This is a genomic window from Acidaminococcus hominis, from assembly GCF_022484025.1.
GTDB classification, from domain to species: Bacteria; Bacillota; Negativicutes; order Acidaminococcales; family Acidaminococcaceae; genus Acidaminococcus; species Acidaminococcus hominis.
In genome coordinates this window covers 1,995,742-2,018,468 of the sequence record NZ_JAKVMG010000001.1, presented here as the reverse complement: position 1 = coordinate 2,018,468, position 22,727 = coordinate 1,995,742, and the positions used below count along the sequence as shown (strand labels likewise).

22 protein-coding genes are annotated in these 22,727 nt (G+C 51.3%); 20 read left to right on the top strand and 2 right to left on the bottom strand.

Annotated elements, in window-relative coordinates; genetic code table 11:
- Nucleotides 1-10 precede the first annotated feature (10 nt).
- Nucleotides 11-979, bottom strand: coding sequence for a LysR family transcriptional regulator (locus tag LKE88_RS09065; protein WP_105326587.1), 969 nt, complete (start codon nt 977-979; stop codon nt 11-13).
- 513 nt (nt 980-1,492) lie between these two features.
- Between LKE88_RS09065 and LKE88_RS09060 the strand changes: the two genes are divergently transcribed.
- The 19 genes from LKE88_RS09060 to LKE88_RS08970 all read left to right on the top strand — a co-directional run bounded on the left by LKE88_RS09060 (nt 1,493) and on the right by LKE88_RS08970 (nt 20,512).
- A complete protein-coding gene (locus LKE88_RS09060; RefSeq protein ID WP_105326586.1) occupies nt 1,493-1,693 on the top strand; it encodes a DUF2905 domain-containing protein in 201 nt (66 codons plus the stop codon).
- 34 nt (nt 1,694-1,727) lie between these two features.
- A complete protein-coding gene (locus tag LKE88_RS09055; RefSeq protein ID WP_105326585.1) occupies nt 1,728-2,429 on the top strand; it encodes a radical SAM protein in 702 nt (233 codons plus the stop codon).
- A gap of 105 nt (nt 2,430-2,534) precedes the next feature.
- Nucleotides 2,535-3,047 (top strand): ferritin, encoded by a 513-nt coding sequence (locus tag LKE88_RS09050; RefSeq protein ID WP_105326584.1) that lies wholly within the window; start codon nt 2,535-2,537, stop codon nt 3,045-3,047.
- Between the two features lie 208 nt (nt 3,048-3,255).
- Nucleotides 3,256-3,774 carry an NUDIX domain-containing protein gene (locus tag LKE88_RS09045; RefSeq protein ID WP_105326583.1) on the top strand — a complete coding sequence of 173 codons (519 nt, stop codon included), beginning with the start codon at nt 3,256-3,258 and terminating at the stop codon, nt 3,772-3,774.
- A gap of 422 nt (nt 3,775-4,196) precedes the next feature.
- Complete coding sequence (locus tag LKE88_RS09040) at nt 4,197-5,744, top strand: AbgT family transporter (RefSeq protein WP_105326582.1); 1,548 nt, start codon at nt 4,197-4,199, stop codon at nt 5,742-5,744.
- 96 nt (nt 5,745-5,840) lie between these two features.
- Nucleotides 5,841-6,209: a peptidase dimerization domain-containing protein gene (locus LKE88_RS09035; RefSeq protein ID WP_199614892.1), complete on the top strand. Its 369-nt coding sequence runs from the start codon at nt 5,841-5,843 to the stop codon at nt 6,207-6,209.
- The gene (locus LKE88_RS09030; protein ID WP_105326580.1) at nt 6,209-7,387 is read left to right on the top strand and encodes a M20 metallopeptidase family protein; all 1,179 of its coding nucleotides are present in this window, start codon (nt 6,209-6,211) and stop codon (nt 7,385-7,387) included. The genes LKE88_RS09035 and LKE88_RS09030 overlap by 1 nt, the downstream gene beginning before the upstream one ends.
- Nucleotides 7,388-7,644: 257 nt before the next feature.
- A complete protein-coding gene (locus LKE88_RS09025; protein WP_276803368.1) occupies nt 7,645-8,406 on the top strand; it encodes a helix-turn-helix domain-containing protein in 762 nt (253 codons plus the stop codon).
- On the top strand, nt 8,403-9,320 hold the full coding sequence (locus LKE88_RS09020; protein ID WP_105325363.1) for an IS3 family transposase: 918 nt from the start codon (nt 8,403-8,405) through the stop codon (nt 9,318-9,320). Before LKE88_RS09025 ends, LKE88_RS09020 begins: the two co-directional genes overlap by 4 nt.
- A gap of 566 nt (nt 9,321-9,886) precedes the next feature.
- Entirely contained in the window at nt 9,887-10,681 is a 795-nt protein-coding gene (locus LKE88_RS09015) for a sugar phosphate isomerase/epimerase family protein (RefSeq protein ID WP_105326579.1), read from the top strand.
- A gap of 36 nt (nt 10,682-10,717) precedes the next feature.
- The gene (locus LKE88_RS09010) at nt 10,718-11,578 is read left to right on the top strand and encodes a shikimate dehydrogenase family protein (RefSeq protein ID WP_105326578.1); all 861 of its coding nucleotides are present in this window, start codon (nt 10,718-10,720) and stop codon (nt 11,576-11,578) included.
- Nucleotides 11,579-11,617: 39 nt separating this feature from the next.
- A complete protein-coding gene (locus LKE88_RS09005; RefSeq protein WP_105326577.1) occupies nt 11,618-12,175 on the top strand; it encodes a TRAP transporter small permease in 558 nt (185 codons plus the stop codon).
- A complete protein-coding gene (locus LKE88_RS09000) occupies nt 12,175-13,473 on the top strand; it encodes a TRAP transporter large permease (RefSeq protein WP_105326576.1) in 1,299 nt (432 codons plus the stop codon). Before LKE88_RS09005 ends, LKE88_RS09000 begins: the two co-directional genes overlap by 1 nt.
- Nucleotides 13,474-13,543: 70 nt before the next feature.
- Complete coding sequence (locus tag LKE88_RS08995; protein WP_105326575.1) at nt 13,544-14,623, top strand: TRAP transporter substrate-binding protein; 1,080 nt, start codon at nt 13,544-13,546, stop codon at nt 14,621-14,623.
- A 114-nt stretch (nt 14,624-14,737) separates the two neighbouring features.
- Entirely contained in the window at nt 14,738-15,700 is a 963-nt protein-coding gene (locus LKE88_RS08990) for a LysR family transcriptional regulator (RefSeq protein WP_105326574.1), read from the top strand.
- On the top strand, nt 15,697-17,532 hold the full coding sequence (locus LKE88_RS08985; protein ID WP_105326573.1) for a thiamine pyrophosphate-binding protein: 1,836 nt from the start codon (nt 15,697-15,699) through the stop codon (nt 17,530-17,532). Before LKE88_RS08990 ends, LKE88_RS08985 begins: the two co-directional genes overlap by 4 nt.
- A 102-nt stretch (nt 17,533-17,634) precedes the next feature.
- Nucleotides 17,635-18,495, top strand: coding sequence for an isocitrate lyase/PEP mutase family protein (locus LKE88_RS08980; RefSeq protein ID WP_105326572.1), 861 nt, complete (start codon nt 17,635-17,637; stop codon nt 18,493-18,495).
- 24 nt (nt 18,496-18,519) lie between these two features.
- The gene (locus tag LKE88_RS08975; RefSeq protein ID WP_105326571.1) at nt 18,520-19,485 is read left to right on the top strand and encodes a hydroxymethylglutaryl-CoA lyase; all 966 of its coding nucleotides are present in this window, start codon (nt 18,520-18,522) and stop codon (nt 19,483-19,485) included.
- A 64-nt stretch (nt 19,486-19,549) separates the two neighbouring features.
- Nucleotides 19,550-20,512, top strand: a complete 963-nt coding sequence (locus LKE88_RS08970; protein ID WP_105326570.1) for an AEC family transporter — start codon at nt 19,550-19,552, stop codon at nt 20,510-20,512.
- Here LKE88_RS08970 and LKE88_RS08965 read toward each other — a convergent pair whose 3' ends face one another.
- Complete coding sequence (locus tag LKE88_RS08965; RefSeq protein ID WP_105326569.1) at nt 20,513-21,412, bottom strand: LysR family transcriptional regulator; 900 nt, start codon at nt 21,410-21,412, stop codon at nt 20,513-20,515. It lies immediately after the preceding gene.
- 128 nt (nt 21,413-21,540) lie between these two features.
- On the opposite strand from LKE88_RS08965, the gene LKE88_RS08960 reads away from it, so the two are divergent.
- The gene (locus LKE88_RS08960; protein ID WP_105326568.1) at nt 21,541-22,719 is read left to right on the top strand and encodes a Gfo/Idh/MocA family protein; all 1,179 of its coding nucleotides are present in this window, start codon (nt 21,541-21,543) and stop codon (nt 22,717-22,719) included.
- Nucleotides 22,720-22,727 lie beyond the last annotated feature (8 nt).

Here is a 22,727-nt window from a genome sequence, read left to right as displayed (position 1 = left end):
CCGTGTAAAGTTAGGCCAGGGCCTGGGCAATCTTTTCATGCCACACCACCAGGTGGGCTTGGATCAGGGAAATAAATTCTTCCAGGTACCTGGGTACAAACAGCTGCCGGGGCCGGAGAATCTCAATGCTGATGGGATGGGAAAAACCGGAAAGCTTCAGGGCCAGCAGGGGTTCGTGCTGGGGATGCAGCTGGTTCTGGTTTTGGATGGCCGGCAGCATAAAGGAAGCACAGAAAGTAGCTGCCAGCTGCTGGCCGGACAGGTTCAGCTGGGTATCGTAATCGCTGATGGAAACAATCTGCTTGGGCACAATATCCAGCTGCCACAAGTAGGAACCCGCCAGTTTCAGTACTGTGCTGACATTCAGGTTCCCTGCCAGGGGAAAGGGCTCAAAGGAGCGCAGGTCAATGGCGTCCCCCGTGTGGAAGTCCTGCCAGCCTCGGCCGCCCTTATAGTACCGTTTCAGGAAGGAGTTGGTGGCGGCTACCAAAAGAGCTTCTTCTCCGGCAGGAATCCGCTCCAGCAGCGTACTGGGCGGAGCGTCCACCCCCAGGACCAGGTCCAGTTTCTGCTTTAGCAGGTCTTCCATCAAGGCTTCCGTATCCCCCAGGGTTACGGACAGGGTGACTTTGGGAAAGCGCTGGTGGTAGGCTTTCATCAGTTCCGGTAGGAACAGCCGGGCCCGGGTGGTGTTGAGTCCAAAGCGGATTTCGCCTACCTGTCCCTGTTCCAGCTCGTTGATCCGGGCGTGAAGGTTGGCTTCCAGCTGGGACATCTGCTGGAGGGTTTCGTACAGGGCCTTTCCGGAAGGGGTAAGCTGGAGCCGGGGAGTGCGGAAAAACAGTTGGGTCCCCAGCGTTTTTTCCAGGTTTCGGATATGCTCGCTGAGGCACTGCTGGGTCACGTAGGCCCGGTGGGCGGCTTTGGTAAAGTTCATTTCTTCCACAGCCAGAAGAAACATTTTTTGTGAAGTATCCATGGGCAGTCTCCTTTTACATGGCTTCCATTATATCACAAGGAAAACCTTGTGGAAATATTGGTAAATCATTGTTTTACATTGTATATAGAACCTGCTATAGTTGTTTCATGTGTTACAGAGAGTATCTCTCCCCATGGGCAAGTACCAAAAAACAGGCCCCCTGGTCCCTGGCTGCAAAACTCCAGTTGCCGCCGGGAAGCATCTCCGTGGATGACAGGGCCGCCTGAACTAGAGAAAAGCACTTTCCCTTGGCTCCCTTCGGGCTTGAACCTTTTGCAAAACCCTCCCAATCACAGGTTGATTGCCATCCCCTTTGGTTCAATTCCACACAAAGCGAGAGAGCTCCGCACAACGCAGAAAACCGGTTTTGTGATTCCACTGGCTAGAGAGTGGAATGACAGAGCCGGTTTTTTGGATTTTTTACAAAATTTTTGTGCCAAAATGACAGAAATTTGCTACAATAGGGAACGTTGGAAAACATGGGCAGTCAGAAGACTGGGAAAGGAGCAGTGTATGGGCAAACTATTGATCACCGTGGGCGTTCTCTGCATCATCATCGGTGCCCTGATCGAGCTGGGGTCCGGATTCCTGCCCCTTGGACACCTGCCCGGGGATATCAAGATTACCGGCAGCCATGGCAGTTTTTATTTCCCTGTGGTGACCTGCATTGTCATCAGTATTGTACTGAATATCATTCTAAGTCTCTTTCATTAAGGAAAATATCACTAATTTTTAAGGAGCTAAGAAAATGCAAGGCTTTTTTTACAAGGAGCCCTATGAGGAAGAGGGCCGCAAAATTCTGGAAATGAATATTCTGCCGGGCAAGTATTGTGTCTTTGACTGCATCTTCTGCCCGGTCAGCCGGCAGCTGCACCATGAGAAAACGGACCTGGTTCGGAGCTTTGGCAGCCTGACGGAGGCCCTGGCCGAGCTGGACCAAAAGCTGGATACGGTGAAGCCGGACCTGGTTTTCATCAATTCCCTGGGAGAAGCCTTTCTGCACGCAGGCCTGGCGGAAGTCATTGAGCGGATCCATGAACGGGAGCTGCCCATCCGCCTGCTGTCCAATGGCTACCTGTATGGAGATGACCGCTGCGCAGGCCTGGCCCGGCAGTGTGAGGAAGTCATCGGGGAGCTGAAAATGGGCCGGGACGAGGCTTTCCTCAAGGCCCAGCGGCCCCTGCACGGCTATACGGTGGAGCAGCATCTGGCCAATATGGTGGCCTTTCGGAAAAAATATAAGGGCATATTCCGGCTGGAAATTACCCTGGTGAAAGGCTATAGCGATGATGAAACCTCCCTGGCCTTCTTTACCCAGGCCGTCCAGCAGCTGCACCCGGATGTACTTCAGGTAGTTACCCCGGAGCCGCCCTTTGAGGAAAAGCTAGGCGTAGCGCCGGAATTTTTGGCGGCGGCCCAAAAGCGTTTTCAGGCCGTATTGGCCCAATGACAATGGTACAAAAGGATTTTCTTTCCCAAAAAGCAGTCGTAATTTTATTAAAAACTGCTATAATAGAGATGGAGCCAGTTGACTCCTCAAAGGAGAGGATTTCTTATGTTAACAGATGAAGTTAGAGATCTGATCAACAAACAGGTTGTATTTGAATTTTATTCTGCCTATCTGTATCTGGATTTTGCCAACTACTATCAGGAAAAGGGCTTGGATGGCTTTGCCCATTGGTTCGAGATTCAGGAACAGGAAGAACGGGATCATGCCCTCTTAATGAGAACCTACCTGCAAAACAACGACTGCAAGGTTGTTTTCGGACCCATTGAGGATCCTACCCGGGAATATGCTGATTTGGAAGCACCCCTGAAGGCTGCTTTGGAACATGAACGGTATATTACCAACAAGATCAACACCATTTATCAGGCTGCAGATAAGGTAAAGGATTACCGGACCATGCAGTTCTATGATTGGTTTGTGAAGGAACAGGGCGAAGAAGAAAAGAACATTACGGATATCATCAAGAAATACGAGCTGTTTGGCAAGGATCCTAAGGGTCTCTATGCGCTGAATGCCGAATTGCTGACCCGGGTGTATACGGCACCCACGCTTACAGTATAAGGCAACGGAAGCCTTTTAGAAGGGGTTTCTATCGTTAGGCAGGTTTCTCCCCTCTGGGGGAGGACCTGCCTAACTTGCGTCCAGGGGCAGAAACGGTATTCTTTTGGCTAAAAGGTCCGCTCCCTGCGGGTAAAACAAGTTGACAGGGATGGGCCCGGCGGCGTATGCTGTCACTGTAGGATTGCAAACAGAAAGGCAGGAAAACTCCATGCATTATGAATATTGCCCCCACTGCGGGCAGAAACTGGTGGACCGGCAGGCTGGGGATGATGGGCTGATTCCCTACTGCAATAGCTGTAAGAAATATTGGTTTGATACTTTTGCCAGCTGTGTAATCATCTTGATTTACAACGAACAGGATGAAGTAATGCTGTGTCGGCAGGAATACCTGTCCAAAGAGTACGAGGTCATCACTTCCGGTTTTATTATTCCTGGAGAAACCGCGGAAGCCGCTGCCCTGCGGGAAGTCAAGGAAGAACTGGGCCTGGACCTGGAAGAATTGGAATATGCTGGGACCCATTGGTTTGGCCGGGGAGATATGCTGATGCACTGCTTTATGGGCTTTACCCATAAAAAGGAACCGGTGCTGTCCCCGGAAATCAACGCCGCCCATTGGGTGCCTATTTTGCAATTGCCGGAAACCGCTTTCCCGGATAGCCCGGAAAATGCCATTTTCCCCATTTACCGGAAGCTGCTCAAGAAACTGGGCTATCCTGTGAACGTATAAGAGAATATACCGTAAGGCTGTGAAAAAATGCCTGTGCATTTTTTGCAGCCTTATTTTTTTACGTTAACTTAACGAAATTTGAGGAAAAATAAAAATAAACTTAGTTAAAAAAACGCAGAAATTAGAAACCCAAAGGAATTGCAGAAGGAGGCTTGAAAAACATAACGAACGCATAATACTAATAAAAAATAATCGTTTGGTATTATCCCAAACTTTTCTGCTTTTCCATTATTTGCCTGCACTGTTTCATTTATTCCATTTTTAGCCTGAAAATCAGCGAAAAAGCCTGTGTAAAGAAGATTTTACATGGATTTTCTAGACATGTTTTTTTATATCTTTTATAATAAAAACGAACTATCTTCCCTCATGGAGCAGAAAATGTTGTATTTATTGGGAAGCGCTGACAAAAAGGAGTGATAGCTATGACAACAGAAAATCCAACCACCCAGAAAAAAAGTCTGATGGACCGCTTTCTGAACATGGTGGAAGTGGCCGGCAACAAACTGCCGGATCCGGCCAGTCTGTTTATTCTGCTGGCCCTGATTGTGGTGGCCTGTTCCGCCCTTTTGGGCAGTATGGGCGTCTCCGCAGTGCACCCCGGTACGGGCAAGGTCATCAAAGTAGTGAACCTGCTTTCCGTGGAGGGCTTCCGGCAGATGTGGAGCAAGGCTGTCACCAACTTCTCCAGTTTCGCTCCTTTGGGCATGGTGCTAGTGTGCGTTATCGGCGCCGGGGTAGCTGAAAAAAGCGGCTTTCTGGCGGCCTTTATGCAGAAGATGTTGAAATCCGCATCTCCCGCCCTGGTCACCGCTGTCATCATCTTTATCGGCATCAACGGCAACGTAGCCGGGGATGCGGCCTTTGTGGTCCTGCCTCCGGTGGCTGGGGTGATTTTCCTCAGCATGGGCCGGCATCCACTGCTAGGGGTGTTCTGTGGTTTTGCCAGCGTGGCCGCAGGCTTCTGCGCCAACATTATGCTGGGCATGTCCGACTCCCTGGCCTACGGCTTTACGGAAGCGGCGGCCAAGCTCATTGACCCCAACTACCAGCAGTCTCCCGCCATCAACTACTACTTCCTGGTGGTTTCCTGCTTCCTTTTGACGGCGGTGGGAACCTTCGTAACGGAAAAGATTATGGCTCCCCGGTTTGCCGGGGCGGATCTCAGCCAGTATGAACTGGATGAATCCCTGACTAATATGACGGACCGGAACAAAAAGGCCGTCACCAAAGCCCTGTGGGCTACCCTGGCCACCCTGGTGGTCATCGCCCTGTTGTGCGTAGGGGCGGACCCCATTTTGGGAGATCCCAAGACCCATTCCATCATGAGCGCCACGTCTCCCTTTATGACCGGCATTATCCTGATGGTGACCGTGGTGCTGTTTGTGCCCGGGGCCGTCTACGGCTTTGCTTCCGGCAAATACCAGAACGACAAGGATATGTTTGCGGATATTTCCCTGGCCTTCAAGGATATTTCCTCCTACATTCTGCTGTGCTTCTTCTGCTCCCAGTTCACCAGCTATTTCGCCTGGTCCAACCTGGGTGTGGTGCTGGCCATTAAAGGCGCCGGCGGCTTGCAGGCCATGCACTTTACTGGGCTGCCCCTGATTTTCGGCCTGGTGCTGGTTTCCTGCATCATCAACATCTTCATCGGTTCCGCGTCTGCCAAATGGGCCATCCTGGCACCGGTAATGGTGCCCATGATGATGCTCATGGGTTACGATCCGGCCTTGACCCAGGTGGCCTACCGGATTGGTGACTCTCTGACCAACCCCCTGTCCCCGCTGTTCTATTACTTCCCGCTGATTCTGGGCTTTGCCCGGCGGTACGAGAAGAACACCGGCATGGGGACCATCATTGCCAATATGCTGCCCTATTCCCTGTGCTTTTCCGTGGCCTGGCTGATACTCCTGGCCATCTGGGTAGTACTGAACCTGCCCTTGGGACCTGGCGGCGGCATTTATCTTCACTAAAAACGAAAGCGGCTGCCGGCTGGCGCAGCCGCTTTCTTCTCCCAGTTTTGCCAGCCCATGCGGCAAATGCCGCAGAAAGGGGTTCTTATGGCACTTGTGAGCGAAAAGGAAAACAAACTTGATTTTACGATTCTGGTCCATGGGGCGGCGGCCCATGGTTCCACGCCCCATTTGGGCAAAGACGCCATTGTGGCTGCTGCGGCCATTATCCAGGCCCTCCAAACCCTGGTCAGCCGGGTGAACAATCCCCTGCGGCCCCTGGTCTTGGCCTTGGAAAACGTCAAGGCGGGCAAGCAATTCAATATCATCTGTGACCAGGTTCAGCTGCAGGGCACCCTTTTGGGCTACGACGAGGAACTTTTGGCAGAGATGGCAGAAAAACTAAAACGGATGGCGGAACTGACCGCAGAAACTTTTGCCTGTAAGTCAGAGGTGCGGTTTTCCAGCCAAGGAGGCATATGCTGATGCTAAGGAATGTTAAGGAACTGGCGCTGGCCGAAAAGGATTATATCCTGGACCAGCGCCATTATCTTCATGCCCACCCGGAACTGGGGAGGGAAGAACGGAATACGACGAACTATTTGGCACAAGAACTGGAGCAAATGGGAATTGCCGTGGAAACCTTTCCGGATATTACTGGCTGCATTGGTACCCTGACTGGCCTGAAAGGCCCGGGAAAGACCCTGATGCTCCGCGCGGACATTGATGCCCTGCCCATTGCGGAGGACCCTGCTGGTAAATTCTACGCGTCCCAGAATCCCGGGGTCATGCATGCCTGCGGCCACGACTGCCATATGGCCATGCTGCTGGGGGCCGCCAAAATCCTCAGCCAGCACCGGGAAGATTTTTCCGGTACCGTTAAATTCCTTTTTCAAATGGCTGAGGAAATTGGCACCGAATCCCGGCACTACGTGGAAAAAGGCTGCCTGGAGGGGGTGGACGCCATATTTGGCATGCATATCTGGGCCCTGTTGGAGGCTGGCACCGTGAACTTGGAAGACGGTCCCCGGATGGCCTGCAGCGACCGGTTTACCATTCGCCTGACCGGGAAGGAAGCGCCCCTGGCTGCCCCGGAGCAGGGCAGGGATCCTATTGCAGCGGCAGCGGCTGTGATTCTGGCCCTGCAGCAGCTGGCCAGCCGGCAAAATGACCCGGAAAATACCTTCGTGCTGACGGTGGGGATGTTTAACAGCACCGGGGAAGCCGGCCGGACCGCCCGGCAGGTGGAACTGGTGGGTACCACCCGGACCTTTGACAAAGCTTTCCGAAAGGGACTGCCCGCCCAAATCGAGAAGGTGGCCAAGGGAGTGGGGGAAGGCCTGGGCTGTCAGGTAGACTGTACCTATTTCTTTGGCCCGGCACCGCTGAGCAACGACCACCTGGAGCTCAACGACCTGGGACGCCAGGCCGTCACCCAGGTGCTGGGAAAAGCGGCCCTAGTGCCCATGGAACGGCAGATGGGGGCGGAAGACTTTTCCGTGCTGATGGAAAAGGTCCCCGGGGTCTTTCTGTTTTTGGGCGCCCGGAATGAAAAGAAGGGCATCTGCTGCGTCCATCACCATCCTGGCTTTGAAGTGGACGAGGACGTACTGCCTGCGGGAACCGCTATTGAAGTCCAATTTGCCCTGGATTACCTGGGCTGAAATGAAGTGTTTGCTGGGGGCTGTGAAAAAATGGCTTGCGAACTTGTTTAAGTTCGCAAGCCGTTTTTAACGTTGTTCGTGTAGTAGTATTCGAACACCGGAACTTCCTCAGTCAGCCCTATAGGCTGACAGCCCCTTCACGCTTGAAGGGGCCATTCATAGCCGTAAGGAATCCAGTGCTTATCCATACTGGCACTACAGTTAAGGCTTAAATTGATTAGCAGCGGCCTAGCAGGCCTCCTTCAAGGTGGTATGCTATGAATAAAGTAGACTGGCATATAGTTAAACCTCCTGGATTCGTTGAAAGGAGAGTATGTAAAATGTCTATATCGAAAGTCAGTGCAGAGGATAAATTAAAGGCTGTCAAAGCTGTTCTTGCTCATGAAGAAGCACCAATGGTTTCTGCAAAAAGGTTAGGGGTTCACTGGAAAGCAGTACAGTATTGGGTAGATGAATATATAGGAAATGGTCCTGAGGTATTTAACAAAAGACAGGTTAAAAGTTATTCTGCTGATCTTAAGATCCAATGCGTAGAGGAATATCTTAAGGGCGAAACGACTATGTCCCAGCTGGTACAAAAATACGGATTAAAAAGTTCTCGTCAAATCAGAGACTGGTTAAAGAAGTATAATAGTCATGAGGAACTAAAAAGTTCGGGTACTGGAGGTGCCAAGATCATGACTAAAGCTAGACAAACGACCTTTGACGAGCGCGTTGAAATCGTAAAATACTGCATTGAAAACGGGAATGCTTACCATGAAACCGCTGAAAAGTTTAAGGTTTCCTACCAGCAAGTCAGAAATTACGTCTTAAAATATAATAAGTACAATACCGAAGGACTCATAGATGGGCGCGGACACAGGAAGCCAGTAGAAGTCCCTGAAGAAGCCCCTACAGAATATGAGTGTATGAAAGCTGAACTCAAACTGGCTAATGCAAAACTCAAAGCCAAGGATATGGAGATTGATTTCCTAAAAAAACTCGATATTGTGGAAAGGAGGCGGGATTCACACAAATAAGATATGGAGCCATTTATGAAGCCATTAAAGAACTGCACGCTGAAAAGAATTACCCTATTCTTGGCCTGTGCAAATTGGGAAAAGTGTCCCGGGCCGGCTACTACAAATGGCTTCATAGAGAGCCTTCAGCACGCGAAATTGACGACAAGGAAATTGCTAAAAGAATAGAAGAGATATACAAGGCTGACCCAGCTAAAGGGTACAGACGAATAGCTGATGACTTACGAGCCCCAAATAAGAAGATCTATCCTGACACGAAACCAATAGCAATTGGTGACGGTCGCGTTCTTCATCTTTGTCGAGTGATAAATATAAAGTCTACGATTAAATATGCCCCTAAGGGCTGCACCCAGCGTGCAATAGATCCTGCATACATTGCAGAAAATATCTTGAATAGGGAATTTAAAGCCGATGCCCCTAACCAGAAATGGTGTACTGACGTCTCAGAATTTCACTACTATGAGGGGGTAGTTGTGCATAAGGTATATCTGAGCGCGATTATTGACCTGTATGACAGACGAATTGTTTCCTATGTGATAAGCAACCGGAACGATAAAAATTTGGTATTCAATACCTTCAATAAGGCATTGTTGAAAAACCCTGGCGCGCATCCCCTGTTTCACTCTGACCGGGGATTCCAATACACCTGCAGGGATTTCCGCAAGATGATTCTAGATGCTGGTATGACGCAGAGTATGTCACGGATAGGAAAATGCATTGATAATGGCCCGATGGAAGGCTTCTGGGGCATGCTGAAAAGAGAACGGTACTATACTCGTGACTTCGACAGCCGTAAAGCTTTGGTAACGATGATTAATAACTACATGGAGTATTACAACAGTGGCCGTTTGCAGCGGAATTTGGGCCGTTTGACCCCTATGCAAAAACATAATAGCTACCAAATGGCGGCGTAGAGGTTTATATTATTAGGAACTGTCTACTTGACGGGGAGCACACCAAGCGTGAAGGAGGTGGGGACCGAAGGGCCTCGGAGGAAGTTTCATTTTTTCGCAGCCCCTTTTTTGATTTGGCTATACGTTTCATTCATACATGTTAAATTATGCATAAAAGAGATAATTTGATGTAAGAAATTGTTTGCAGGAAGTTCAAAAAGTTGCATATAAAAAGGTCTTAAACGGTGACAATGTAAGGAGATTTCACAATTCCGGAACAGAAAAACCGGGATTTGGCCAAGAAAAATCCGAACGTATCAGACAATTCATGAATAAAATAGATTAAATGATGAAGTAATAATATTGGTAATTTATAGAACTCATCGATATAATGTTCTTGTAAGGAACAGAGAATTAAATGGATTCATTAAATTCATAATTTCCAGACAATAATCTGTTTCATCATTCGGAGTGCCGCAGGGGAAAGCGGCAACACAAAAATTGCATAAGGAGAAGTGGAGAACAAGAGAATTTTAATAGAGAGAATTTTCAGACCATTCTAAATAGACTTTCTAGGAGGTAATGTAATGAAACGGAAGGTTTCTCTCGCGTATTTGACCATCCCCGGCGTGGAAGCTGTGGACCAGATTCGGATTGCTGCCGAAGCAGGCTATGACTTTGTCAGCCTGCGGACCATTCCCATGCATCAACCTGGTGAACCGGCCAATGAATTGGAAAAGGATCCTGCCCTGTTCAAGAAAATCCAGGAAACCTTAAAGGCTTACAACCTGAAGCCTCTGGACATTGAACTGGTACGCGTGAAGGAAGATTTGCCCAAGGATTACCGGGGCGCTTTTGAAAAGGCCGCCCAGCTGGGCGCCACCCAGGTACTGTGCAGCGTTTGGACGGAAGACAGAAACTTCGCCATCGATACGCTGGGCAGCTACTGTGAACAGGCCAAGGAATTCGGCCTGCAGATGGATTTGGAATTTCCGGCAATTTCCGGCCTGCGGAGCCTGAAAGATGTCATCGCCGTACAGGATGCCATCAAGGCCCCCAACCTGAAGCTGCTGATGGATATCCTGTATGTGTACTGGGATAACGAAACCCCGGAACTGATCAAGAATACGGATCCTTCCCGGTTTGGTTTGATCCACATGTGCGACTGCCCCAAGGATTACCTGTCCTACGAAAAAGTCGTCATCATGCGGGAAAAGAGAGAGTACCCGGGCCTGGGAGCTGCTCCCATTGCCCAGTACCTGGAAGCTTTCCCGGCGGAGCTGCCCTGCTCCATTGAGCTTCCCAACAAGGAATACATTGAGAAATACGGTGCTCTGGGCCATGCGAAAAGCTGCCTGAAAAACCTGAAAAAATTATTTTAAAAATTACTTTTGAGGCTAAAGAAAGAAGGGAATGAAATGAACGTTGATATCAACACGAAATTCATTACGCTGTTAGGCGATCCTTTGGCACAATCCTTTGCCGCCAGAATGCAGAACAAAGCGTATGAAGCAGCCGGCATGAACATGGTGTATTTCTACACGGTGACCGGCAACGAACACCTGGGTGAAATCGTCAATGCCCTGCGCTATATGCCCTTTGCTGGGTTTGCCGTAACGAAACCCAACAAGATCAAGGTGCTGGAGTATCTGGATGAACTGGATCCCCTGTGCCAGAAGATGGGCTCCTGCAACACGGTTGTGAAGGAAGGCACCAAGCTCATCGGCCACAACACCGACGGCGTTGGTTTCTACACCGCCATCACGGAAGCCGGCGTAAAGGTTGACCAAAACGTATTCTTCTGCTTCGGCGGCGGCGGTGCCGGCCGGGCCATGTGCTCCATCCTGGCTTACCACGGCGCCCGGAAGATTTACATCACCGACCTGTTTGAAGACTGCGCCCGGTCCCTGGTAGATGACATCAACAAGAACTTCTCCACTATCGCCGAATTCGTTCCCCATGGTGATTTCTCCAAACTTGCAGCCTGCGATATTATCCTGAACGCCAGCGGCGTTGGTATGGGTCACAGCATTGGTGAAACCCCCATGCCCAAGGAATACATCAACAAAGGCCAAATCTTCTTTGATGCCTGCTACAACCCGGACAAAACCCAGTTTCTGCTAAACGCTGAAGAAGCTGGCTGCCAGATTATGAACGGCCTGATGATGTCCCTGTACCAGGGTACGGCCCAAATCGAACTGTGGACCGGCAAAAAGGCTCCTGTTGACGTAATGCGCAACGAACTCTTGACCATCCTGGCAGAACAGAATCAGAAATGATGCTTCTGCTCCTACACCAACCAAAGGAGGCTTATTAGAATGAAATTGCTTGATTGGCTGAATAAACATTTGGAAGAATCATTCATGGTCGTCATGCTGGTTCTCATTGCCTGCGTCAGCATGCTGCAGGTTATCGTTAGAAAGATTCCGGGGATGAGTTCCCTGACCTGGGCCGAGGAATTTTGCCGGTTCATGTGGATCTGGAGCGTATTCATCTCCCTGCCCTATACCATCCTCAATGAGAATATGCTGCGGGTGGGCGTATTGAAAGATATGCTGCCGGACAAGGTAAAGAAAGTAGTCAACATTGTAGTAGACGTTGTTACCATGGCCTGCATGTTCTACCTGGGCTACTATTCCATCGAAGTGTATGACAACATCGCCAGAAGTCATGAAATTTCTCCGGCAATGCAATGGCCTATGTCTTTTGTATATTTCTTCATGATTATCGGCTTCTTCCTGGGTGGTGTGCGCGGCATCCAAGTCATCGTCCGTCATATTCAGCACTTCGGTGACAGAGAACTGACCACCATTGAACAAACCATGGCAGACGCCAAGAAAGAAACTGAACTGGCACAGGAAGGAGATGTGAAGTAATGGCTGCAGTACTTGTATTCGCGGTATTCCTGATTGGAATTGCACTTTCCATTCCCATCGGGGTCAGCATGATCCTGGGCTCCGTTGCCCCTATTGAATTGATGCATAAAGGCGGCTCTATTGTACAGCTGCTGAACAACACCTTCTCCGGCGCCAACTCCACCCCTATCCTGGCTGTTCCCCTGTTCATCCTGGGCGGCGTTATCATGGCCAAGGGCGGTATTTCCCGGAAACTGTTCAACTTCTTCGCTTACTTTGCCGGCCGGTTTACCGGCGGCCTGCCCTGCGCAGTAATCCTGACCTGCCTGTTCTACGGTGCCATCTCCGGTTCCGGTCCTGCTACCACCGCCGCTGTAGGCGCTATGTGCGTACCGTTCCTGACGGACTTGGGCTATGACAAAACCTGGAGCGCTGGCCTGATTGCTGTTGCCGGCGGCTTGGGCGTAATCATCCCGCCTTCCATTCCTTTCGTACTGTACTCCCTGGCAACGGGCGTATCCACTGGTGACCTGTTCCTGGGCGGTGTATTCCCCGGCATCCTGATTGGTGTTGCCCTGATGGTTTATGCTGTGTACTACTGTGTGAAGAAAGGCGAAGACAAAGACAAGATCAAAGAAAGAATGAGCGAATTGTCTTCCCGGGGTCTGGTTAACCTGTTCAAAGACAGCTTCTGGGCTCTGCTGTGCCCTGTAATCGTACTGGGCGGTATCTACACCGGCTTCACCACTCCTACCGAGGCTGCTACCGTATCCGTATTCTACGCCATCCTGGTTTCCCTGTTCATCTACAAATCCATGAAGTTCAGCGAATTGCTGCCCATGCTGTGTGAATCCGTTAAGACCTACGGCGGCCTGGCCTTCGTACTGGCCTTTGCTACCGCCTTCGGCCGCGTACTGTCCCTGACCCGCGCCACCAAAGTGGTGGAAAGCTTCATCCTGGGCAACTTCACTTCCGCCTTCTCCGTACTGACCGTACTGACCATCATCTTCTTCCTGCTGGGTATGGTTATGGATACCGGCCCGGCCATCATCATCCTGGCTCCCATCCTGTTGCCTGCCTGCGTAAAACTGGGTGTAGATCCGGTTCACCTGGGCGTAGTACTGGTATGCTGCCTGTCCATCGGCCTGGCAACGCCTCCCTTTGGGTTGGACTTGTTCGTAGCCGGGAACATAGCGGAGAAACAGCCAATGGATGTAGCCAAGAAGGCTTTCCCCTTCATTGTTTCCTTCACCATTGCCCTGTTCATGATTGTGTATATCCCCTGGCTGTCCACCTATCTGCCGGGACTGCTGAAATAAACCTGGTGTTTTCGGGCAGGACCTGCTTCTGCCCGAACCTATAGATTCATCATCTTAAGGAGGTATTCGTATGAAAAAATCCATGAGAAAGCTCGCAAGTGCAGTATTGGCCGGTTTGATGGTAGCTTCCCTGACCGCCTGCGGCGGCGGTGACGACGCCAAGAAAGACACCAAATCCGCCGGCAAGGGTGACTTTGCCAATTTGAAGGAAGTGGAACTGATTGGTGCCGATACGGCTGCTAAAGACGCCATCGGCCAAAAATTCGGCGAAGCAGTTGCCAAGAACGTAGCTGATATCACCGGCGGCAAGCTGAAAATCGACTACCATCCCAATGGGGAACTGGGCGGCGACGAAGATCTGATCCGGCAGCTGAAATCCAACGATATCCAGATCGTGGTTTGCCAGATGGCTCCTTTGACCGCTGTAATTCCGGAAACCGCTGTATTCGACCTGCCCATGTCCTTTGCTAAATATAAAGGCGATGCCATTGACAAGGTCCTGAACGGCAATGGGGAATTCAACAAGAAACTGTCCGCTGCCTATGATAAGGCCGGCCTGCATTACCTGGGCATCCTGCAAAATGGTACCTTCCGTCTGACCACGGCCAACCGGGATCTGAAGACTGTGGACGACTACAAAGGCCTGAAGATTCGTACCATGAGCAACAAGAACCACATGGACTTCTGGTCCGCCCTGGGTGCTAACCCCACTCCTTTGGCTTTCTCTGAACTGTACTTTGCTCTGCAGAGCGGTACCGTAGATGCTGAAGAAAACGCCAGCGATACCATCGTAAACTCCAACTTCAACGAAGTACAAAAGTACTTGGCTGATACCAACCATATCCTGTACGCCAACCAAATGGCCATCAACAAGAAAGCCTATGACAGCCTGGATCCTGCCTACCAGAAAGCCCTGAACCAAGCTGTTAAACAAGCCATGGATGAACTGCGTCCGACCCTGGAAAAGGTTGACAAGGACAACAAGGACATCCTGAAGAAGAGAGGCATGACCGAGATTACCTATGATAAGTCCTTCTTCGATCAGGTTCTGAACAACGAAGGCGTAAAAGCCCTGTACAAGAAAATCGACGACCAAATCGGCGGCCTGGGCACTACGCTGATGAAAGAACTGGATGCTGCCAGCAAATAAGTTGGGTTTGTAAGTCAGTAAGAATGAATACTCGTTTCCTTCCCTCTTCTATTTCGGGTACAATAGAACCAGACGTACTATGAAGCAATGTGGAAGGAAGAGGGGGAAACGCTTATGCAGCTGCAATGGTTGTACTATTTCGTAACAATCGCAGAACTGGAACACTACACCAGGGCTGCAGAAAAACTAAAGATTAGCCAATCCAACCTGAGCCATGCCATCAAAAGCATGGAACGGGAACTGGGCGCGGAACTGTTTGAACGGCAGGGACGGAATGTAAAACTCAACAAGTATGGCAAGCTGTTCCTGCCCTACGCCCAGAAATCTTTGAATACCCTGGAAGCAGGGGAAAACGCTCTCAAAGAATACATCGATCCCAACTCCGGGACCATCATCATTGGCGGTTTCTATTCTATCGAAGCTTTTACCACGGATCTGATGATCCGCTACCACAGTGAAACCAACCGCCTGGGCGTACAATTCCAGTATTCCTCGGAAGGCTGGTTCAATCTACAAAAGCATCTATTGGATGGATCCATGGATCTGATCCTATGTACCAAGGTGAATTCGCCCCGGGTCGGGTCGTACTATATCGGCTCCCATCCCCTGGTGGCGTTGGTATCCGAACAACATCGGTTTGCCCAGCGGTCCAGCCTGAAGCTGGAAGATTTCCAAGGAGAGAACTTCATTTCCTTTGACTCCTCCGGGCAGATCAGCAGCAGAATGAAGGAAATTTTTGAGCAGAAACACCTGCACGTGAATATTGTCACAGAAACTCCCAACGACGTAATCATCTACGGCCTGGTGGCAGCGGGGCACGGCATTGCCGTGGTTCCCTATCCTTTAAGCGGAGCGCCCTACGGCACCAAGGTGATTCCCATTGCCGACGAGGCCATGACGGACCGGCCCCTGTACCTGCAATGGAACAAGGACCGGTACATTCCCCCGGCAGCGGAGTTTTTCAAGAACTATATCATGCGCAGCGGCGACGTATTAAACCAATATTTCGTTCGTCACGGCATCAGCTTTACCGCTGATGCAGACCAGATGAACAATCGGGAGGACCCTACATTATGACCAAGAAATTGATTGCAGATTTGATGGTTGACTATTTGGAAAGACGGGATGTGAAATACGTATTCGGTCTGTGCGGCCATACGGTTATCGCCATGCTGGATGCCCTGTCCCGCAGCAAGAAAGTAAAATACATTTCCAACCGGCACGAATCGGTGGCTTCCACCGCAGCTGACGGCTACGCCCGGGTAACCCATAAGGCTTCCGTCTGCATGTGCCACCTTGGACCTGGGCTGACCAACGTCCTGACCGGCGTGGCCAACGCTGCTTTTGACTCCATTCCTATGGTTGTTATCGCTGGCGATGTGCCCAGCTACTACTTCGGCAAACATCCCCATCAGGAAGTCAATATGCACGAAGATGGCAGCCAGTACAAGATTCTGGAACCGGTAGTCAAGAGAGCTTGGCGGGTGGACGATCCTGAATCCATGGCTGACATTATGGACAAGGCCTTCCGTCTGGCAGAATCCGGCCGTCCTGGCCCTGTACTGATTGACGTTCCCATGAACATCTTCTCCGAAAAAGTAGAAGATTACCTGTGGGATCGGACCTACAAAGACAGCCACGTGACCATGAAACCGGCCCTGGATCCGGCTGCAGCCAAAGCCATTGCTGAAAAACTGGTAAAAGCAGAACATCCTGTAATGCATGCCGGCGGCGGTATCCTTTTGGCCCAAGCTTCCGATGAGCTGGCTGAACTGGCCGAATTGCTGGATATCCCCGTTTCCCGTACCCTGATGGGCCAAGGCTGCATCAGCGACAACCATCCTCTGATGATTGGCCAGACTGGTTTCTGGGGCATGGAATTCACCCATTCCCTGACCACCCAGGCTGACGTTATCCTGGGCCTGGGCACCCGCTTTGCCGAAGCTGACAGCTCCAGCTGGTACAAGGGCGTAACCTTTGATCCGGAAAAGACCGAATTCCTGCAAATCGATATCGATCCTACCGAAATCGGCCGTAACTATCCTGTAGCCATTGGCGCCGTAGGCGACCTGAAACTGGGCCTGCAGCAGATCATTGACGAAGTAAAGAAAATCTGCCCCGAAGGCAAGAGCCATCCCGAACTGCGGAAAGCCATTGCTGAAGCCAAGGCGGAATTCAAGAAGAGCAACGAAGCCATTTCCAACGATAGCCGTTTCCCCATGACCCCGCAGCGGATCCTGAAGGATGTAAAGGCCGTTGTTCCCGAAGATGCACATATCTTCACCGATGTGGGCTGGAACAAGAATGGTGTAGCACAGCAATATGATATTACCGTTCCCGGCAGCATCCATCACTCCTCCGGTCTGGCTACCATGGGCTTTGGTGCTTCCGCTGTACTGGGCGGCAAACTGGGTGCTCCTGACAAGGTCTGCATCACCCTGACCGGTGACGGCGGCTTCGGCGTGAACCCCACCTGCCTGGCTACCGCTGTGGAACAAGATATCCCTGTAACCTGGGTAGTAATGAACAACTCTGCTTTCGGTACCATTGCTGGTCTGGAAAATGCCAACTACGGCACCAAGTTTGGTACGGTATTCAAGACTCCGGACGGCGAAACCTACAGCCCCAGCTGGGCTGGCGTAGCCAAAGCCTATGGCGTGGAATCTATCTGCGTACACAGCGCTGAAGAATTCAAACCGGCCATGGAAGCTGCCATGAAAGCCAACGCTGAAGGCAGACCCTTCCTGGTAGAAGCTCCTATGGAAAACATTGTAGTTCCTACTCCTGGCTGCTGGAACATCAATGATATCTATAGCCCCAACAAGCTGGTTGAAGACGGCAAACTGGTGAAAGACGAAAACGGTGAGTTTGTAGCTCCCAACCACGCAAAGTCCCACAAAGCAAAATAATATGATAAAGGCAAATACCCTGTTCCGTTTTCAACCAGAACAGGGTATTTGTGAATGGAGAGAAGTAAAGAACCATCAACTGTACAGAAAGAAGGGTTTCCTATGGAAAAAATGACCACGAAACTGCGTCGTCTGTTGAAGGAAAAAGATTATCTGGTAGCCCCCTGCGCCTACGATGCTTTAAGCGCCCGGGCCATTGAAGTGGCCGGCTTTGATGTGTGCGGCACCACCGGCTACGGCATGCACGGCGTCGTCCTGGCTCAGCCGGACAGCGGCCTGCTGGCCCTGAATGAATCCGTGGATATCTTGAGCAAAATGGCCGATGCCGTCAATATCCCCATTATCTGCGATGCAGAAGGCGGCTACGGCAATGCCCTGAACGTAGTACGTACCGTCAAGGAATATGAAAAGACCGGGGTTGCCGGCTTCTTTATTGAAGACCAGCAGCAGCCGCCCAACTGCCCCTTTATCAGCGATACCCAGCTGATCAGCACCAACGAAATGGTGGGCAAGATTGAGGCTGCGGTAGAAACCCGGAAAGATCCGGATCTGCTGATCATTGCCAGAACCGATGCTCCCTACGAAGAAGCTGTAGAACGGGCCAACGCCTATCTGGACGCCGGCGCTGACATGGTCAAGATTCTGCCGAAATCCCGGGAAGAACTGATTGCCCTGCCGGAAAAGGTCCATGGTCCCATCCATCTGGGCTTCTTCCCCAACCAGGATTTCTTCAAGGGCTTCAGCAGTGAAGACTGCGGCAAGAAACTGGGCTACAAGATCATTACCTTCCCCTTCAGCGTCCTGTTTGCTCAGGTAGCAGCTGAACTGCGGGTACTGGAATATATCAAACAGCATGGCAGCGATGCTGGCTACGATGGCGACATGATCGACTTCAACACCTACATCAAACTGGTGCACGTAGATGAACTGCGGGAATTGGGCGCCAAATATTTGAAGGAATAGACCACCAGGAGGACAAATAGCATTATGGGATTAAACGTAGTCAAAAAAGTACGTATCTGTGAAGTAGGTCTGCGGGATGGCCTGCAAAATGAAAAGACCCTGCTCACCACCGAGCAGAAGCTGGATTTGCTGCAAAAATTGACGGACGCCGGATTCCCGGTGATTGAAGTGGGCAGCTTTGTCAGCCCCAAGGCCGTACCCCAGGTAGCCAATACCGACGAAGTGTTCCAGAACTTCAAGCAAAAAGAAGGAGTGGAATACCGGGCCCTCATTGCCAACCTGAGAGGCGTGGAACGGGCCATTGCCTGCGGCTGCAAAAAGGTGAAATTGAATGTTTCCGCTTCTGTGGCCCACAACCTGGCCAATCTGAACTGCACTCCGGCTGAAAGCGTTGCCCGCTTTGCCGCCTGCGTGGAACGGGCCAAGGAAGCCGGCATCGGCATTTCCGGTTCCATTTCCATGGCCTTTGGTTCTCCCTGGGATAAGGAAATCCCCGTTTCTACCGTGAAAGAAATCGTAGAAGCCTACATGGGTGTGGGCATTACGGAAATCAGCCTGTCCGATGCTTCCGGCATGGCCTTCCCTTCCCAGGTGTACGATATGGGTACGGAAATGAAGAAATCCTATCCGGAGGTTTCCTGGTGGATGCACTTCCATAACACCCGGGGCCTGGGTATGAGCAACATCCTGGCTGCTATGGAAGCAGGCTTTGACCAGTTTGATTCCAGCTTTGCCGGTGTAGGGGGCTGCCCCTTCGTTCCCGGTGCTGCCGGCAACGTAGCCACTGAAGATGTAGTGCATATGCTGGATGAAATGAAAGTGGATACCGGCATTGACCTGGATAAGGTTATGGCCATCAGCCGGGACGTGGTGAAAATGGTGGGCCATGAAACCGACAGCTATTTGCTGCGTGCCGGAAAAGCCAGCGACCTGATTCTGGATATTCCTAAAAAACAAGCTAAGAATCATACCTTAACTGATAAAAAATAAGAAGAAAATAAAAAGCTGTTTCTGTTCCTAAGAGAACGGGAATGGGCGATGCGGAGGCCATGCCATGAACAGTGTACAGATCCTAACCGTTATTTTTGATATTTTCTGCCCCCTGGCCACAGGGTATATCCTGCGGAAGAAAGGGTGGATGTCTCAGAAAGCGTGCAATGCTCTGATGCTGTTTAACGTAGTGGCGCTGATCACGGTGATGAACCTGATGAGCTTCTGGATCCTGCCCATTTCCCGTTCTTTCATTTTGCTGCCTATTTTAAGCGTGGTGATGGCCCTACTCTCCGTAGGGCTTGCCGTGTTTGTTTTTGGGCGGTCACTTTCTGACCCCTTGGAAAAGGGGTCTTTTGCTGTCTCCGCCATGCTGTCCAATATTGGAACCCTTGGGGGTATCTGCGCTTTCATTGCCTACGGGGAAATCAGCTTTGCCTATGTGCAGCTGTTTGCCGTGCCCCAGAATGTGCTGATGGTGATTCTGGCCTTCCCATTGGCCCAGTATTATTACGCAAAAAAATTGGAGTCCGCAGCGGGACTCCATTGGGAGATCAGCATCAAAGATATGTTCTTTACGAAAAAGCAGCTGGGGGTATTGGGGATGCTCATTGGCCTGGGCCTGCAGCTGGCAGGGGTGGAACGGCCGCCGGTGGTGGCCAATTTCTTCCACTGTCTGGTGCACATCCAGGCTTGGATCGCCTTTACCCCGGTGGGCTACACCATTGATTTCAGCAAGGCCTCCAAGTACTACAAGAAGGTGCTGAGCATCCTGCCCCTGCGTTTTCTTATTGTGCCCCTGGTGGTGTACCTGATTGCCCGGCCCTTTATTCACGACCAGCGGCTGTTGGGGACCATCCTTATCGCAGCGGCTACTCCCACCGCCATCAACTCGGTAATCACCGCCCAGTTGTTTGGGCTGGACGTGGACCTGTCGGTGGCTTCGTTTCTGGAGACGACCGTAGTCTACGTGCTGGTGGCGTTTCCGCTGTTCTACCTGTACATCAGTTACGGCGGGCAGCTGTAATCATTCGGCACTGCCCCGGAAACCGTAGTTTTCCAGGATAAAGTCCCGGGCCAGGGTGGTCGCCGGGGTAAGGGGACGGGTATTGTTCCACACCAGGTACACGTTCCGGATAAAGTCCGTGTTCTGCTCCGCAATGGGCAGGGCCACCACCCGGGCGGTTTTGATGCCGGGAATTTCCGGCAGGATGCCCAGGCCGAATTTCAGGTCGATGTACTGAAGGGCTGCGTTGCACTCCTGGACCTCAAAGACAATCTTGGGAACAATCTGGTGTCGGCTGTAGGCCCGGTCCAGCTGGTCCCGCAGGTTGCTGCCTTTGTCCAGGCTGATGATGGGCTCCTTGGCAAAATCCTCAAAAGTTACGTAGGACCGTTTGGCCAGGGGATGCTCCAAGGGAACCACCAGGTACAGGGGCTGTTTTAAAATCAGCTGGGAATCCACCCCCGGCCCCCGGTGGGTGGAAAAGCCCAGATCCAGTTTCCCTTCCTTGACCTGGGAATAGATCTGGTAGGATGTACCTTCTGAAAATTGAAAATGCGTCTGCCGGTGGGACAGGTCCTGGTAAAAGGACTCCATCATGGAAGGAATCAGGGAGGAGGAAATGGAATGGAAGTAGCCCAAACGGACCACGTATTCCGCTTCCCCCTTCATTTCTTTTAGGGTGGTTTTTCCCTGGTCCAGGGACTGGAGGGCCTTCTGCACATAGGGCAGAAAGCGCTGGCCGTAGGGGGTCAGGGTAATATGACGCTTTTCCCGGACAAAAAGCTGAACGTCCAGTTCCTTTTCCAGTTCATTGATGGCGTAGGAAAGGCTGGGCTGGGAAATATGGAGCTCTTGGGCTGCGCGGGTATAGTGAAGTACCCGGGCCAGGGTGTCAAAGTAAAGCAATTGCAGTAATGTCATGGGATACCTCCTGTGATACTTCTTCATTGTATCATGGGAAAGGAAAAAATTATAGAAGCTTTCTATGGAAAAATAACAGTGTTTTCTATCAATCGGGCCGCTTGCCGGCCCCAAAAAGAGATGGAAGTATGGAAAAAGAATTGCAGCCTGTGGTCATTGGCACCGTAGGAGCGGGGTATGCTGCCCGGCTTCACGGCAATGGATATAAAAAGTCCGGGGGCGTACCCTTCCGGCTAAAGACCATCTGTGATACTGTGCCGGAGCTGGCCCTAAAGGTCCAGGCAGAATTTGGCTACGAACAGGTGGAAACTTCCTACGAAAAAATGCTGGAGGATCCGGAAATCACTGTGGTGGATATTGTAACGCCGCCTCTGCTGCACATTCCCATGGCCATTCAGGCCATTCAGGCCGGCAAGCACGTCATCTGCGAAAAGCCCCTGACCGGGTATTTTGGCAAGCCTGGGGAAGAACGGGTGGGGGATACCCCCAAACAGGTCATGTATGAGCAGGTGCTGGCCGAAATGGAGAAATTGGGGCAGGTGCTCCGGCAGTCGGACCGGAAATTCATGTACGCGGAAAACTTCCTCTATGCCCCGGCCGTCCGGAAGGCCGCAGAGGTGGTCCGGGCCAAAAAGTCCAAAATCCTCTTTATGAAAGGGGAGGAGAGCCTGAGCGGCTCCAGCTCCGCCTTGTCCAGCCAGTGGAGCAAGGTGGGCGGCGGCACCCTGATCCGTACCGGTACCCACCCCTTAAGCGGCATGCTATGGCTCAAGCAGCAGGAGGCAGCCGCCCGGGGCGAAACCATTACGGTCCAAAGCGTTTCTGCCGATGTGGGTCAAACCACCCGCTGCCTGAATGCCTATGAGCACCGGCACATCCGGGCCAATCCCCTGGACGTGGAGGATTACGCCGCTGTAACGGTGATCTTCTCCGATGGTACCAAATGCCTGACCATTGCCAGCGATACGGTGCTGGGGGGCACCAAAAACTATATTGAGGTTTACGCCAACGATGCGGCCCTTGTCTGCAACCTGACGCCTACGGATCTGATGAATACGTATTTCCTGGACCAGGATGGGATGCAGGACGTGTACATCAGCGAAATGCTGCCCCAGGCCATTGGCTGGAACAAGGCCTTTGTCAGCGATGAAGTGATCCGGGGCTACGCCGATGAACTGACCCGATTCCTGAAGGCAGTGGCCTATGATTGGGATACGTCGGAAGATTTTGCCGTAGCCCGTGAAACCATGAAAGTAATCTATGCTGCGTACCTATCGGCAGAATCAGGGAAAAGAGTCGATTTATAGATTGTATC

Bases quoted from the DNA above. Each gene is read 5' to 3' on its own strand.
- LKE88_RS09065 (WP_105326587.1), bottom strand. From the start codon at position 979: ATGGATACTTCACAAAAAATGTTTCTTCTGGCTGTGGAAGAAATGAAC.
- LKE88_RS09060 (WP_105326586.1), top strand. From the start codon at position 1,493: ATGGGCAAACTATTGATCACCGTGGGCGTTCTCTGCATCATCATCGGT.
- LKE88_RS09055 (WP_105326585.1), top strand. From the start codon at position 1,728: ATGCAAGGCTTTTTTTACAAGGAGCCCTATGAGGAAGAGGGCCGCAAA.
- LKE88_RS09050 (WP_105326584.1), top strand. From the start codon at position 2,535: ATGTTAACAGATGAAGTTAGAGATCTGATCAACAAACAGGTTGTATTT.
- LKE88_RS09045 (WP_105326583.1), top strand. From the start codon at position 3,256: ATGCATTATGAATATTGCCCCCACTGCGGGCAGAAACTGGTGGACCGG.
- LKE88_RS09040 (WP_105326582.1), top strand. From the start codon at position 4,197: ATGACAACAGAAAATCCAACCACCCAGAAAAAAAGTCTGATGGACCGC.
- LKE88_RS09030 (WP_105326580.1), top strand. From the start codon at position 6,209: ATGCTAAGGAATGTTAAGGAACTGGCGCTGGCCGAAAAGGATTATATC.
- LKE88_RS09025 (WP_276803368.1), top strand. From the start codon at position 7,645: ATGAATAAAGTAGACTGGCATATAGTTAAACCTCCTGGATTCGTTGAA.
- LKE88_RS09015 (WP_105326579.1), top strand. From the start codon at position 9,887: ATGAAACGGAAGGTTTCTCTCGCGTATTTGACCATCCCCGGCGTGGAA.
- LKE88_RS09010 (WP_105326578.1), top strand. From the start codon at position 10,718: ATGAACGTTGATATCAACACGAAATTCATTACGCTGTTAGGCGATCCT.
- LKE88_RS09005 (WP_105326577.1), top strand. From the start codon at position 11,618: ATGAAATTGCTTGATTGGCTGAATAAACATTTGGAAGAATCATTCATG.
- LKE88_RS09000 (WP_105326576.1), top strand. From the start codon at position 12,175: ATGGCTGCAGTACTTGTATTCGCGGTATTCCTGATTGGAATTGCACTT.
- LKE88_RS08995 (WP_105326575.1), top strand. From the start codon at position 13,544: ATGAAAAAATCCATGAGAAAGCTCGCAAGTGCAGTATTGGCCGGTTTG.
- LKE88_RS08990 (WP_105326574.1), top strand. From the start codon at position 14,738: ATGCAGCTGCAATGGTTGTACTATTTCGTAACAATCGCAGAACTGGAA.
- LKE88_RS08985 (WP_105326573.1), top strand. From the start codon at position 15,697: ATGACCAAGAAATTGATTGCAGATTTGATGGTTGACTATTTGGAAAGA.
- LKE88_RS08980 (WP_105326572.1), top strand. From the start codon at position 17,635: ATGGAAAAAATGACCACGAAACTGCGTCGTCTGTTGAAGGAAAAAGAT.
- LKE88_RS08975 (WP_105326571.1), top strand. From the start codon at position 18,520: ATGGGATTAAACGTAGTCAAAAAAGTACGTATCTGTGAAGTAGGTCTG.
- LKE88_RS08970 (WP_105326570.1), top strand. From the start codon at position 19,550: ATGAACAGTGTACAGATCCTAACCGTTATTTTTGATATTTTCTGCCCC.
- LKE88_RS08965 (WP_105326569.1), bottom strand. From the start codon at position 21,412: ATGACATTACTGCAATTGCTTTACTTTGACACCCTGGCCCGGGTACTT.
- LKE88_RS08960 (WP_105326568.1), top strand. From the start codon at position 21,541: ATGGAAAAAGAATTGCAGCCTGTGGTCATTGGCACCGTAGGAGCGGGG.